Here is a 13,532-nt window from a genome sequence, read left to right on the forward strand (position 1 = left end):
ATTGCTGCGCTCGGCCATACGGCGTTAAAAATCGGCTTAAATTGCTCATTTACAACCTCGTAAACTCCGCATTTGCGCCGATTTTTGCCTTGCGACCCACATGGATGTGGGAAGTGCGTTGGCCCGTCGGGAACGGGCCTAGCCCTGGCCATCGCTCGCTAATTTCTCTGTGCATATGAATGATTTTCGGTACATTCGCGTCTTCGCCCACTCCAATGGGTTGCTGGTCAGTCACCTGCACAATGTGCTGAGTGCCGCCGAGATCCCCGCCGAACTTCGCAACATGACCCTGGGCGGCGGGGCCGGCGAGCTGCCGCTGGGGGAGTGTGAGCCCGAAGTGTGGGTGGCGCCGCACAACGCCGAGCGCGCCAGGTGCCTGATTCAGCAGAGCCTCGAGGGAGCCGTGCAGCCCGCAGAGGATTGGATCTGCCCGGGTTGCGGCGAGCGCCTGGAGGGGGCGTTTGATGCCTGCTGGCAGTGCGGTAGCGCCAAGCCATAGGAGCCCTATCGAGCATGCAGTGGGACCTGCCCAGCCCGTATATCTTGCCCATCGAGGTCAAGGCATCGGCGATCGACGACTACGGCCATGTCAACAACACCGAGTACCTGCGCTGGATCGAAGCGGTCAGTTGGCAGCACTCTGCCGAGCTAGGCCTGGACCTGGCACGCTATCGTGAGCTCGACCGAGGCATGGCGGTGCATCGCCATGAGCTCGACTACCTGGCCCCGGCGTTCGTCGGGGAGCACCTCGAACTGGCGACCTGGATCGTTGCCTGCGACGGCCGCCTGATGCTGGCGCGGCGCTTTCAGCTGCTGCGACCCGACGATGGCCGCACCCTGTTGCGGGCGCGCACCCGCTTCGCCTGTATCGAGCTTTCCAGCGGTCGGCCGCGGCGTATGCCGGCGGAGTACGTCGCTCGCTATGGCAGCGTGCTGATCGAAGAGAATGATCCATCGTAAGAGGGCTTTCTGGCCGGATATTTTCTTGTGATTGCGGCGCGATTTTGGCTTCTTTGCTGATTTTTAGCGTGATTTTATCGTGATTGTGCGTCTGTGCTGTAATGAGGGTAGCGTCGAATCGTATCCCGCTCATCGCACAGGAGGTCATTATGCAGGTCGCCGTTCCCAAGGAGATCAAGAACCACGAATATCGGGTCGCGCTGACGCCCACGGGTGCCCGTGAACTATGCGGTCGCGGCCACACGGTAGTGGTGCAGGCCGGCGCCGGTGAGGGCGCCGGCTTCAGCGACGCTGACTACCAGGCCGCCGGGGCCAGCATCGAGGCCGACGTGGCCACGCTGTGGCAGGCTGCCGAACTGATCCTCAAGGTCAAGGAGCCGCAGCCCGACGAGGTCGCCCGGCTCACGCCTGAGCAGACCCTGTTCACCTATCTGCATCTCGCCGCCGAGGAGTCGCTGACCCGCGGCCTGATCGATAGCGGCGCGACCTGCATCGCCTATGAAACCATCACCGGCGCCGACGGCGGTCTGCCGCTGCTGGCGCCGATGAGTGCGGTGGCCGGACGCATGGCGATCCAGGCAGGTGCCCATAGTCTGGAGAAAGCCCAGGGCGGCGCCGGGATTCTGCTGCCCGGGGTGCCGGGGGTGGCGCCGGCCAAGGTCACGGTAATCGGCGGCGGCGTGGTCGGCGAGAACGCCGCGCGCATGGCGCTGGGCCTGGGCGCCGAGGTGACCATCCTCGACAAGTCACTGGCGCGCCTCGAGGTGCTCGACGACCGCTATCAGGGCCGCATTCGCACCGTCTACTCCACTGCCGATGCCCTGGACAGGGCGGTGCGCGAGTCCGACCTGATCGTCGGCGCGGTGCTGATCGCCGGTGCGGCGGCGCCCAAGCTGATCACCCGCCAGATGCTTGCTGACATGAAGCCCGGCAGCGTACTGGTCGACGTGGCCATCGATCAGGGCGGCTGTTTCGAGACCAGCCGCGCCACTACCCACGCTGATCCGACCTACCTCGTCGACGGCATCGTGCATTACTGCGTGGCCAATATGCCCGGCGCGGTCGCCCGCACCTCCACCCAGGCGCTGACCAACGCCACCATGCCGTTCGTGCTGGCGCTGGCCGACAAGGGCTGGCAGCAGGCGTTGGCCGACGACCACCACTTCCTGCCGGGGCTCAACGTGCATGCCGGCCAGGTTACCTATCGCGCGGTGGCCGAGGCTTTTGGGCTGGAGTATGTAGACCCTGCCAGTTTGCTTGTGTGAAAGACCTGCGTAGTAAAGAGGCTTCGGTGCCAATTGTGAGCGGCGCCGGGGACAGGTCGTAGAGGGGGTTTGCGCCATGGATGGCGCAAGGTAGCGCCCAGGGACGGGTTTACAGCGCCCCCTCGTAGGCCTGTCGCCGGTGCCTTAACCACTCAGGCCTGTTGCCGTTGCCTTAACCACACAGGGCGGTGACCATCGCCGCACGTCCAAGCAAGGCTCTCATGCCCCGGTCGCCTTGGCCGGGGCCTCGCGTTACCATAGCGGCATTTCCGACCACGAGAGTCCGCTTTCCATGAGTGCAGCTTCCGAGCAGAAGACCCGCGTACTGACCGGTATCACCACCAGCGGCACCCCCCATCTGGGCAACTACGTCGGCGCTATCAAGCCGGCGATCGCCGCCAGTCAGGACCCCAGCGTACAGTCCTACTACTTTCTCGCCGACCTCCATGCGCTGATCAAGTGCCAGGATCCCCAGCGGGTCCAGGCGTCGCGTCTCGAGATCGCCGCTACCTGGCTGGCGCTGGGCCTGGATACCGACAACGCCATCTTCTACCGCCAATCGGACGTGCCCGAGATCACCGAACTGGCCTGGATGCTCTCCTGCGTCTGCGCCAAGGGGCTGATGAACCGCGCCCACGCCTACAAGGCGGCGGTGGCCGAGAACGAGGCCGCCGGCAACCAGGACCCGGACAAGGGCATCACCATGGGCCTGTTTGGCTATCCGGTGCTGATGGCCGCGGATATTCTGATGTTCAACGCCCAAAAAGTGCCGGTGGGTCGCGACCAGATCCAGCATATCGAGATGGCGCGGGATATCGCCGGACGCTTCAACCACCTCTACAAGGGCGACTACTTTGCCCTCCCCGAGGCGGTGGTCGACGATAATGTGCCGACGTTGAATGGTCTGGACGGGCGCAAGATGTCCAAGAGCTACAACAACACCATCCCGCTGTTCGTCGCCGAGAAGAAGCTCCAGAAGCTGGTGCGCAAGATCAAGACCAACTCGCTGGAGCCCGGTGAGCCCAAGGACCCGGATAGCTGCACCCTGTTCCAGATCTACTCGGCCTTCGCCACGGCGGAGGAGAGTGCCGCCATGCGTCAGGAGTACGCCAACGGCATCGGCTGGGGCGACGCCAAGAACCGCGTCTTCGAGCACCTCAACGACCACCTGCGCGAGCCGCGGGAGCGCTACCAGGCGCTGATGGAAGATCCGGGCCATATCGAGCAGGTGTTACGCAAAGGCGCCGAGCGGGCTCGCGCCGAGGCGGCCCCTTTCATGGATCGTATGCGCCAGGCCGCGGGGCTGGGGCGCTTTGCCTAAGCCGCCGGGCCGGAAGATGACCTCTCCACAGGGCTGCCTGGGGGGAGGTTTTATATTTTTGGGGAATGCTTGTGATAGCCGTTATGCATTTCCTTTATCCCGAGTAAAATACTAGGGTATTGCCTGTCGACGGAGTGATACTGCTCCAGTCTGGTCTGTTACGGGAGGAAAGCATGACGCAAGCACTGGCTACCCAGCGTATGTCGCCGGTTACCCCAGTAGCGGCTGGGCTGCTGCTGCTCGGTGCCCTGGCGATTGGGATCATCTTCGAAGCTCGCACCGGCCTGCTGATGGTGGTTGGCGGGCTGCTGGGCATGGTGCTCTACCACGCGGCCTTCGGCTTTACCGCTGCCTGGCGAGTCTTTATCAGCGAGCGCCGCGGTCGCGGCCTGCGCGCCCAGATGGTGATGCTGGCCATCGCCGTGCTGCTGTTCTTTCCGGCGCTCGGCGCCGGCACGCTGTTTGGTAACCCAGTCTCCGGGTTTGTCGCGCCGATCGGCGTATCGGTGGTGGTGGGTGCCTTCCTGTTCGGGCTTGGCATGCAGCTCGGCGGCGGTTGCGCCTCGGGCACGCTGTTTACCGCCGGCGGCGGTAATGCACGGATGCTGATCACCCTGCTGTTCTTTATCGTCGGCTCGGTGATCGGTAGCGCCCACTTTACCTGGTGGCAGAGCCTGCCGGCCTTTCAGCCGGTGTCGCTGGTGGAGACCGCAGGAGCAGGTGGCGGTATCGTCATCAGCCTGGCGCTGTTCGCGGCGATTGCGGCCTTTACCGTGGTGATGGAGAAGCGCCGCCACGGTCAGCTCGAGGAGGCGCCCCGGGTCGAGATGCGCGAGCGCCGCTGGCTGACCGGCCCCTGGCCGCTGCTTGCCGGTGCGGTGGCCCTGGCGCTGCTCAATTTCGCCACCCTGGCGCTGGCCGGGCGGCCCTGGGGCATCACCTCGGCCTTCGCGCTGTGGGGCGCCAAGGGCTTCGAATTCCTCGGCGGCGATGTCTCCGGCTGGGGCTATTGGCAGTCATCGGCCAACGCCGAGGCGCTCCAGGCCAGTGTATGGAGCGATATCACCACGGTGATGAACGTCGGCATCATTCTCGGTGCGCTGATCGCCGCCACTCTGGCCGGCCGCTTTGCGCCCAATTTTCGTATTCCGCTCAAATCGCTGGCGGCGGCCGTCATCGGTGGGTTGATGCTCGGCTATGGCGCGCGGCTGGCCTTTGGCTGCAATATCGGCGCCTATTTCAGCGGCATTGCCTCGGGTAGCCTGCATGGCTGGGTATGGCTGGTGGCGGGCTTTGCCGGCAACATACTTGGCGTGCGCCTGCGGCCGCTGTTCTTCGAGGGCGAGGCGGGGCGGCGGCCCGCGGCCAAACGCTGCTGAGCCCTCGCGGCGACACCCAGACGCGCCCCGGCACTGCCGGGGCGCGCTGCGTTGGATGAGAAGCTAGCGCATTGGGCGTGGTAGAATGCGGCGACCAGGGCGCCACCAAGAGCGCCAAGCTTTCTATCAACATGACGAGACGAGAGATGACTCAATCTGCCAAGCGCCCGCTGTATCTGCCCTATGCCGGCCCATCGCTGCTCGAGATGCCGCTGCTCAACAAGGGTAGCGCCTTTACCCTCAACGAGCGCATTGCCTTCAACCTGATCGGGCTGCTGCCGCAGAACGTCGAGTCCATCGAAGAGCAGGCCGAGCGCGCTTATCGTCAGTACCGTCTGTGCCAGAACGATCTCGATCGGCATGTCTACCTGCGCGCCATACAGGACGACAACGAGACGCTATTCTTTCGTCTTCTCGAGGAGCACCTCGAGGAGATGCTGCCGATCATCTACACCCCCACCGTGGGCGAGGCGTGCGAAGAGTTCTCCAATATCTATCGCAACCATCGCGGGTTGTTCATCGGCTACCCGGATCGCGAGCACATGGATGACATCCTGCGCAGCGCCACCAAGGACAACGTCAAGGTGATCGTGGTCACCGACGGTGAGCGTATCCTCGGCCTCGGCGACCAGGGCATCGGCGGCATGGGCATCCCGATCGGCAAGCTGTCGCTGTATACCGCCTGCGGCGGGATCAGCCCAGCGTACACGCTGCCGATCACCCTCGATGTAGGCACTAACAACCAGACCCTGCTCGACGACCCGATGTACATGGGCTGGCGCCATGAGCGGGTGTCCCAGGCCGAGTATGACGCCTTTATCGCCGACTTCATGGCCGCGGTGAAGCGACGCTGGCCCAATGTGCTGCTGCAATTCGAGGATTTCGCCCAGACCAACGCCATGCCGCTGCTGGACCGCTATCGCGATGAGCTGTGCTGTTTCAATGACGATATCCAGGGCACCGCGGCGGTGTGCGTCGGCACCCTGTTGGCGGCCTGCAAGGCCAAGGGCGAGAAGATCAGCGAACAGCGCGTGGCCTTCGTCGGCGCCGGCTCGGCGGGTTGCGGCATCGCCGAACAGATCGTGCTGGCGATGCAGGCCGAAGGCCTGGGTGAAGCCGAGGCGCGCGCGCAGATCTTCATGGTCGATCGTCACGGCCTGCTGACCCGCGATATGGAAGGCCTCTACGACTTCCAGTCCCGGCTGGCCCACGACCCGGCCGGGTGGCAGGGCACGGCGCTGCTCGACGTCGTCGCCCAGGCCAAGCCGACGGTGTTGATCGGTGTCTCCGGCCAGCGCGGGTTGTTCAGCAAGGAGGTGATCCAGACGCTCCACGCCGGCTGCGCCAAGCCGCTGGTGATGCCGCTCTCCAACCCCACCTCCAAGGTCGAGGCGACACCGGAGGAGATTCTGGTGTGGACCGAAGGCCAGGCGCTGGTGGCCACCGGCAGCCCCTTCGCGCCGGTGGAGTTCCGCGGCAAGCAGTACCCCATCGCCCAGTGCAACAACTCCTATATCTTCCCCGGTATCGGTCTCGGGGTGATCGCTGCGCGGGCCTCACGGGTCACCGATGGCATGCTGATGGCCGCCTCCAATGCGCTGGCCAAGGGCGCGCCCATGGTGCAGGAAGGCAAGGGCCCGCTGCTGCCGCCGCTGGCCGAGATTCGCGAGATCAGCAAGGCGATCGCCTTCGAGGTGGCCAAGCAGGCCATGGCCGAGGAGGTGGCATTGACCTGCGACGACGAGACCCTGCGCGACGCCATCGAGGCCAACTTCTGGTACCCGCGCTATCGCGAGTACCGGCGCAAGGCGTTTTAGGCTCTGTCCGAAAACTGGCTGCGCTCGGCCATACGGCGTTAAAAATCGGCTCAAAGTACTCATTTACACCCCGTAAACTCCGTCTTTTCGCCGATTTTTGCCTTGTCTGGCCTTCGCTCGCCGACTTTTCAGACAAACCCTAAGCTCACCTAGCAGCTGCGCCAGCCGGCACCGGGGCAGGTCATAAGCGAACCTCATTTTTCAGGACGAAAAATGGAGCGCCCAGGGAAGGGTTTACAGCGTGTTCGCGCTGACCTGCGCCGGGTAGCCGGCGGGAAAGAATAGCAGTAGTAGAGACACAAAAACGCCCAGCCGGTTAGCCGGCTGGGCGTTGTCGTGCTGGCGCCTCAGACGCCGCGGCTAGCGCCTCAGGCGCTGCCGATCATCTTGCGCAGCACATAGTGCAGGATGCCGCCGTGCTGGTAGTAGGCCAGCTCGTTGGCGGTATCGATGCGGCACAGCGCCTCGATCTTCTTCTCACCCTTGTCGCTCTTGATGGTCACCTTGACCTTGCCGCCAGGGCTGAGCTCGCCGAGCCCCTCGATGGAGAGCGTCTCGTCGCCGGTCAGGCCCAGCGACTCGCGTCCCTCGCCCTCGGGGAACTGCAGCGGCACCACCCCCATGCCGATCAGGTTGGAGCGGTGAATGCGCTCGTAGGACTCGGCCAGCACCGCGCGCACGCCGAGCAGCCGAGTGCCCTTGGCGGCCCAGTCGCGGCTGGAACCGGAGCCGTACTCCTTGCCGGCTACCACCACCAGCGGCGTGTTGTCCTGCTGATACTTCATCGCCGCGTCGTAGATCGCCAGCTGTTCGCCGCTGGGCACGTGGCGCGTGAAGCCGCCCTCGACCCCGTCGAGCATCTCATTCTTGATCCGCACGTTGGCGAAGGTGCCGCGCATCATCACTTCATGGTTGCCGCGCCGTGAGCCGTAGGAGTTGAAGTCCACCGGCTTGACGCCGTGCTCCTGCAGATAGCGCCCGGCGGGACTGTCGGGCTTGATGGCGCCGGCCGGCGAGATATGGTCGGTGGTCACCGAGTCGCCGAGCATCGCCAGGATATGGGCGTCCTCGACATCGTCGATGGCATCCGGGGTCTTACCCATGCCGTCGAAGAACGGCGGATGCTGGATATAGGTCGACTCGGGCCACTGATAGACTTCGCTCTGCGGCACCTCGATGGCCTTCCACACCTCGTCGCCATCGAACACCTCGGCGTACTCCTTGCGGAACATCTCAGTCTTGACCTTCTCCACGGCCTCGGCGATCTCGGCCTGGGACGGCCAGATATCCTTGAGATAGACCGGCTTGCCGTCGGCATCCTCGCCGAGGGGCTCCTTGGAGAGGTCGCGGCGCACATTGCCGGCCAGGGCGTAGGCCACCACCAGCGGCGGCGAGGCCAGCCAGTTGGTCTTGACCAAGGGGTGCACGCGGCCTTCGAAGTTGCGGTTGCCGGAGAGCACCGAGGCGACGGTGAGATCTCCCTCATCGACGGCCTTCTCGATGGCCTCGGGCAGCGGGCCGGAGTTGCCGATGCAGGTGGTGCAGCCATAGCCGACCAGGTTGAAGCCCAGGGCGTCGAGGTCCTCCTGTACGCCGCCGGCGGCGAGGTACTCGGTGACCACCTTGGAGCCCGGGGCCAGCGAGGTCTTGACCCAGGGCTGGGTGGTCAAGCCCTTCTCGCGGGCCTTACGCGCCAGCAGGCCAGCGGCCATCATCACGCTGGGATTGGAGGTGTTGGTGCAGGAGGTGATCGCGGCGATCACTACTGCGCCGTGGTCGAGGGAGACCTGCTGGCCGTCGAGGTCGACTTCACGGCTCTCGGCATTCTGATAGCTCTGCTCGACGCCCACCGCGGTCTGGCCGCCTTCGGAGAACAGGCGGCCCTTCTCGGTGGTCGGCACCTCGTTCAGGCGGTCGCCCATCAGCGCCTCGAAGGTGGCTTTCATATCGGTCAAGGCAACCCGATCCTGAGGACGCTTGGGGCCGGCCAGGCTGGCCTCGACCTCACCCATGTCGAGGTGCAGGGTGTCGGTGAAGATCGGCTCGGCACCGGGTTCACGCCACAGCCCCTGGGCCTTGCTGTAAGCCTCGACCAGGGCGATCTGGGCGTCGTCACGCCCGGTCAGGCGCAGGTAGGTGAGCGTCTCCTCGTCGACCGGGAAGAAGCCGCAGGTGGCGCCGTACTCCGGGGCCATATTGGCGATGGTGGCGCGGTCGGCCAGCGGCAGGTCGTCGAGCCCGTCGCCGTAGAACTCGACGAACTTGCCGACCACGCCATGCTTGCGCAGCATCTCGGTGACCGTCAGCACCAGGTCGGTAGCGGTGATGCCTTCGCGCAGCCGGCCGGTCAGCTTGAAGCCGATGACTTCGGGAATCAGCATCGACACCGGCTGGCCGAGCATGGCGGCCTCGGCTTCGATGCCGCCCACGCCCCAGCCGAGCACGCCCAGGCCGTTGATCATGGTGGTGTGGGAGTCGGTACCGACCAGGGTATCGGGGTAGGCGAGGGTCTTGCCGTCGACCTCCTTGGTCCACACCGTCTTGCCCAGGTATTCGAGGTTGACCTGGTGGCATATGCCGGTGCCCGGCGGCACCACGCGGAAGTTGTCGAAGGCGTCCTGGCCCCAGCGCAGAAACTCATAGCGCTCGCGGTTACGCTCCATCTCGATGGCGACATTGTCGCGGAAGGCGGCCGGGTTGCCGAACTTGTCGACCATCACCGAGTGGTCGATGACCAGGTCCACCGGGGTCAGCGGGTTGATGCGCGCCGGGTCCTCACCCAGCTCGGCCACGGCGGCCCGCATCGAGGCCAGATCCACGACCCCGGGCACGCCGGTGAAATCCTGCATCAGCACCCTGGCCGGGCGGTAGCCGATTTCGCGACTGGAGCGCGCCTGCTGCTGCCAGTCGACCAGCGCCTGCATATCGTCGACCGCTACGCTCTCATCATCGGCGAAGCGCAGCTGATTCTCGAGCAGCACCTTGAGGGTCATCGGCAGGCGGTCGATATTGCCCAGCGCCTCGGCGGCCTTGGGTAGGCTGTAGTAGTGATAGGTCTGTCCGCCAGCGTCGAGCTGGCTCAGGGTGTCAGGGGTCGTGTGGCTCATGGTCTCCTCCTCATGAAGAGCGATGGGCGCCCATCCGGGGCGCACGAAAGCGCGGTCACTGCTGCTACATGGTCATGATAGGCGTTGAATTCAAGCGTTGCTCGGCGGGGCCCTCCCTGCGCCAGCTGCAGCGACTATGCTGGAGTAATGCCAAAGATGTGTCGGACATTGTCTCTCCGCCGAATGGCACACCGATGACAGGAGTCACCATGCACGAAGAGATGCTCACCTCCCGAGCGGTCCACTGCCCCTACTGCGATACTGCCTTCGAGCTGCTGGTCGATGCCAGCCAGGGCAGCCATATGACCTGGGAAGACTGTCCGCGCTGCTGCGCGCCGATTCAGCTGCGCATCAGCGTATCGCCGCAGAGTGGCGAGTTGGAGGAGGTGGCCCTGGGACGCGATGACGATGTGGTATAAACACGGGATAGTGCCATTGTGATAGGGTCGGGCTATGGGGGCGATTGCTTATTTCAATTGTCAGCCCCTGTGGATGGACTTTAGTCTAACACCCCATTTGTCCATATAATCATCATTCGCATTTCAAGGGAGAGACCTGAATGAGCGTACTGGTAGGCCGCCAAGCCCCCGATTTTGAAACTGCCGCAGTCCTGGGCAACGGCGAGATCGTCGATAACTTCAAGCTGTCCGATAGCCACGGCAAGCTGCGCGTGCTGTTCTTCTGGCCGCTCGATTTTACCTTCGTGTGTCCGTCCGAGATCATCGCTCATGACAACCGTCTGGCGCAGTTCAAGGAGCTCGGCGTCGAGGTGATCGGTGTCTCCATCGACTCCCAGTTCACCCACCACGCCTGGCGCAAGACCTCACCCGAGAAGGGTGGCATCGGCGAAGTCGGCTTCCCGATCGTGGCCGACGTCAAGCACGAAGTGACCCAGGCCTACGGCATCGAGCATCCGGAAGCAGGCGTCGCCATGCGCGCCTCCTTCCTGATCGACGAGAACGGTGTGGTCCAGCACCAGACCGTCAACAACCTGCCGCTGGGCCGCAACGTCGACGAGATGCTGCGCATGGTCAAGGCGCTCAAGCACCACCAGCAGCACGGCGAAGTCTGCCCGGCCGGCTGGGACGAAGGTCAGGAAGGCATGAAGGATACGGCAGAGGGCGTGGCCAAGTACCTTGGTGCCCACTCCAAGGCGCTGTAAACCGCGCGCCTGCAGAGAGGCGGCCTCCGGGCCGCCTCTTTTCGTTGGTGCGGTGGTACAATTTGCCACCGGCGCATTGCGGCATGCCGACCCGCGTCGCCATGCCGGAGCGCGTCGCTTATGCGGCGACTAGGCTACCCCTTTCCCATTCACGCTATGCATGAGGCCATCCATGGACGCACGCCACGAGCGCCTGATTATCCTCGGCTCTGGACCGGCCGGCTACACTGCCGCCGTCTACGCTGCTCGCGCCAATCTCAAGCCGCTGCTGATCACCGGTATGCAGGCCGGCGGTCAGCTGACCACCACCACCGACGTGGACAACTGGCCGGGTGACGATGCAGGGGTTCAGGGCCCCGAGCTGATGGAGCGCATGAAGCGTCACGCCGAGCGTTTCGAGACCGAGGTGCTGTTCGATCATATCGACGAGGTGGATCTGCGCAGCCGACCCTTCACGCTCACCGGCAGCGGCGGCACCTACACCTGTGATGCGCTGATCATCGCCACCGGCGCCAGCGCACGCTATCTGGGGCTGCCCTCGGAGCAGCAGTTCATGGGCCAGGGCGTGTCGGCCTGCGCTACCTGCGACGGGTTTTTCTACCGCAACCAGGAAGTGGTAGTGATCGGCGGCGGTAATACCGCGGTAGAGGAGGCGCTGTACCTCTCCAATATCGCCTCCAAGGTGACCCTGGTGCATCGTCGTGACAGCCTGCGCGCCGAGAAAATTCTCCAGGACAAGCTGTTCGACAAGGTCGAGAACGGCAATATGGCCATCGAGTGGAACCATACTCTCGACGAGGTGCTGGGCGACAACAGCGGTGCCACCGGTGTGCGTCTGGTGTCGACTGTCGATGGCAGCACCAAGGAGCTGGCCGCGCCGGGGGTCTTTATCGCCATCGGCCATACCCCGAATACCGGCCTGTTCGAGGGCCAGCTGGAGATGGCCAACGGCTACATTCGGGTCAAGTCCGGCCTCGAAGGCAATGCCACTGCGACCAGCGTGGCGGGGGTGTTTGCCGCCGGCGACGTCATGGATCACGTCTACCGCCAGGCGATCACCTCCGCTGGCAGCGGCTGCATGGCGGCCCTGGACGCCGAGCGCTATCTGGACGAGCTTAAGTAGCGCCCAGCGCCCAGCGCCCAGGCAGGCGACTCGCCAGGCACTTTTCAGCCGACGCCTGCTGCTAATAGTGCGGCGGCAGTTCCTGGCTGGGATCGCCCCCCTCGGCCTGATCACTTAGCGCCTGCTGCTGTTCGCGCAGGCGCCCCTGCATCAAGGCGCTAAGCCGCAGCAGTTCCTGCAGGCGCCGCTCCTGACTCGCTACCGCCTCGTCCAGCTGGTCCAGCCAGTGCTCCTGGTGGGCGGTACGACTCTCCAGTGCCTCTAGCCTTGCTGCCAGGCCGGCGAGCGACTCGTGATCAGGCATGCTAGAATCCCCGCGTTGTGTGTTGCCGTTCATCGCTGCACCTTCATCAATGTCACAGTGGTCCGTCGGTCATTGGCCGTGGCCACAACCGTGATCGTCATAGCTAGTATCCACTTCCACCACAACAAGAGAAGTCGAGGTCCATGAATCGTAAGGTGTTTGTTCGCTGTCTTATCATCAGTCTCCTGCTCGCCGCGCCTGCTCCACTGCTGATTACCCTGTTCGTCTCGCTCACTGGGGGCCTGCTCTCCCAGCAGCTGTTGGCATCCCTCGAACTGGGTGGGGTGGCCGCTGTGTATATGGCCGTCGCTACCGCGGTATTCGTGCTGTTGCTGGTCGCCACCAGTGCCGTCCAGGTGCTGTCGCCGGCGTCGTCGCCCGCCTCGGCCGTGCTCGCCGACATCGAAAACGATGATCGCGAGATCGGTGAGGTCAAGTGGTTCAACGTCAACAAGGGGTACGGTTTCATCACCCGTGATAACGGCGACGATGTGTTCGTGCACTTCCGGGCCATTCGCGGCAAGGGCCATCGCACCCTGGCCGAGGGTCAGAAGGTGCGCTACTACATCGTCGAGAATGAGCGGGGGTTGCAAGCCGACGACGTCACCGTGATTACCTAGGAAAGTGGCTGCGCTCGCCTGACGCGTCTTCCCCACCGATAATCGCCCCGCTTTCGCGGGGCGATCTCGTTTGCGGCCTGGCCTGGATCATTGGCCGGAGTCTGGCCAGGTAATGGCCTCCTCCTGGCCGTCGGGCAGCACCCGCCAGAAGCGGTCCGGGTCGTCGCCGGGCTGCCAGCCACCCAGCGAGCAGCGCACCTCGCAGCTCAGCGCCTGACTGGCGTCGCGGGCGCAGTCGGCGTCGCGGGGCCAGGGGGTCGCGTCACTGTCAAACCATAGGCTGCTGAAGCCGTCGGCGGCTTGCTCGACCAGCAGCACCGGGATGCGCTGGCCCTGCAGGTGTCCGCTGGTGCGCCACTGGCGCTTGCCGGCGGGGCGTAATGGGGCGGCGTCGAGGCGTTGGCTGAGCCAGTGGCCCACCGTCTCGACGCTGGCGTCGGCGAGGTAGATCTCGATATCCGGATAGCGCTGCAT

Annotated in this window: 13 protein-coding genes; 10 read left to right on the forward strand and 3 right to left on the reverse strand. The window is 64.4% G+C overall.

Features of this window, described 5'->3' with window-relative positions; genetic code table 11:
* The first annotated feature begins 175 nt into the window (after positions 1-175).
* From IEI94_RS22005 to IEI94_RS22030, 6 genes are all read left to right on the forward strand, one after another.
* Positions 176-499, forward strand: a complete 324-nt coding sequence (locus tag IEI94_RS22005; protein WP_191169434.1) for a DUF2007 domain-containing protein — start codon at positions 176-178, stop codon at positions 497-499.
* A 14-nt stretch (positions 500-513) separates the two neighbouring features.
* Positions 514-960 carry an acyl-CoA thioesterase gene (locus IEI94_RS22010; RefSeq protein ID WP_191169436.1) on the forward strand — a complete coding sequence of 149 codons (447 nt, stop codon included), beginning with the start codon at positions 514-516 and terminating at the stop codon, positions 958-960.
* Between the two features lie 149 nt (positions 961-1,109).
* A complete protein-coding gene (gene ald / locus IEI94_RS22015; RefSeq protein ID WP_191169437.1) occupies positions 1,110-2,225 on the forward strand; it encodes an alanine dehydrogenase in 1,116 nt (371 codons plus the stop codon).
* A gap of 292 nt (positions 2,226-2,517) precedes the next feature.
* On the forward strand, positions 2,518-3,546 hold the full coding sequence (locus IEI94_RS22020; protein ID WP_191169439.1) for a tryptophan--tRNA ligase: 1,029 nt from the start codon (positions 2,518-2,520) through the stop codon (positions 3,544-3,546).
* Between the two features lie 200 nt (positions 3,547-3,746).
* Positions 3,747-4,925: a YeeE/YedE family protein gene (locus IEI94_RS22025; RefSeq protein WP_412030927.1), complete on the forward strand. Its 1,179-nt coding sequence runs from the start codon at positions 3,747-3,749 to the stop codon at positions 4,923-4,925.
* A 146-nt stretch (positions 4,926-5,071) separates the two neighbouring features.
* Positions 5,072-6,742 (forward strand): NAD-dependent malic enzyme, encoded by a 1,671-nt coding sequence (locus IEI94_RS22030; protein ID WP_191169443.1) that lies wholly within the window; start codon positions 5,072-5,074, stop codon positions 6,740-6,742.
* 368 nt (positions 6,743-7,110) lie between these two features.
* On the opposite strand, the gene acnA is transcribed toward IEI94_RS22030, so the two are convergent.
* Positions 7,111-9,849: an aconitate hydratase AcnA gene (gene acnA / locus IEI94_RS22035; protein WP_191169445.1), complete on the reverse strand. Its 2,739-nt coding sequence runs from the start codon at positions 9,847-9,849 to the stop codon at positions 7,111-7,113.
* Positions 9,850-10,058: 209 nt separating this feature from the next.
* Between acnA and IEI94_RS22040 the strand changes: the two genes are divergently transcribed.
* The 3 genes from IEI94_RS22040 to trxB all read left to right on the forward strand — a co-directional run bounded on the left by IEI94_RS22040 (position 10,059) and on the right by trxB (position 12,134).
* Positions 10,059-10,268 (forward strand): CPXCG motif-containing cysteine-rich protein, encoded by a 210-nt coding sequence (locus tag IEI94_RS22040; protein WP_191169447.1) that lies wholly within the window; start codon positions 10,059-10,061, stop codon positions 10,266-10,268.
* 140 nt (positions 10,269-10,408) lie between these two features.
* Positions 10,409-11,011, forward strand: coding sequence for a peroxiredoxin (locus IEI94_RS22045; protein ID WP_191169449.1), 603 nt, complete (start codon positions 10,409-10,411; stop codon positions 11,009-11,011).
* A 172-nt stretch (positions 11,012-11,183) separates the two neighbouring features.
* On the forward strand, positions 11,184-12,134 hold the full coding sequence (trxB, locus tag IEI94_RS22050; RefSeq protein ID WP_191169451.1) for a thioredoxin-disulfide reductase: 951 nt from the start codon (positions 11,184-11,186) through the stop codon (positions 12,132-12,134).
* Positions 12,135-12,195: 61 nt separating this feature from the next.
* Here the strand turns inward: trxB and IEI94_RS22055 are convergent, their stop codons facing one another.
* Positions 12,196-12,438: a SlyX family protein gene (locus IEI94_RS22055; protein ID WP_224750228.1), complete on the reverse strand. Its 243-nt coding sequence runs from the start codon at positions 12,436-12,438 to the stop codon at positions 12,196-12,198.
* A 143-nt stretch (positions 12,439-12,581) separates the two neighbouring features.
* Between IEI94_RS22055 and IEI94_RS22915 the strand changes: the two genes are divergently transcribed.
* On the forward strand, positions 12,582-13,058 hold the full coding sequence (locus IEI94_RS22915) for a cold-shock protein (RefSeq protein WP_191169455.1): 477 nt from the start codon (positions 12,582-12,584) through the stop codon (positions 13,056-13,058).
* An 87-nt stretch (positions 13,059-13,145) separates the two neighbouring features.
* On the opposite strand, the gene IEI94_RS22065 is transcribed toward IEI94_RS22915, so the two are convergent.
* Positions 13,146-13,532, reverse strand: a complete 387-nt coding sequence (locus IEI94_RS22065) for a hypothetical protein (RefSeq protein ID WP_191169457.1) — start codon at positions 13,530-13,532, stop codon at positions 13,146-13,148.

The organism is Halomonas sp. ML-15 (assembly GCF_014779595.1).
Lineage (GTDB): Bacteria > Pseudomonadota > Gammaproteobacteria > Pseudomonadales > Halomonadaceae > Franzmannia.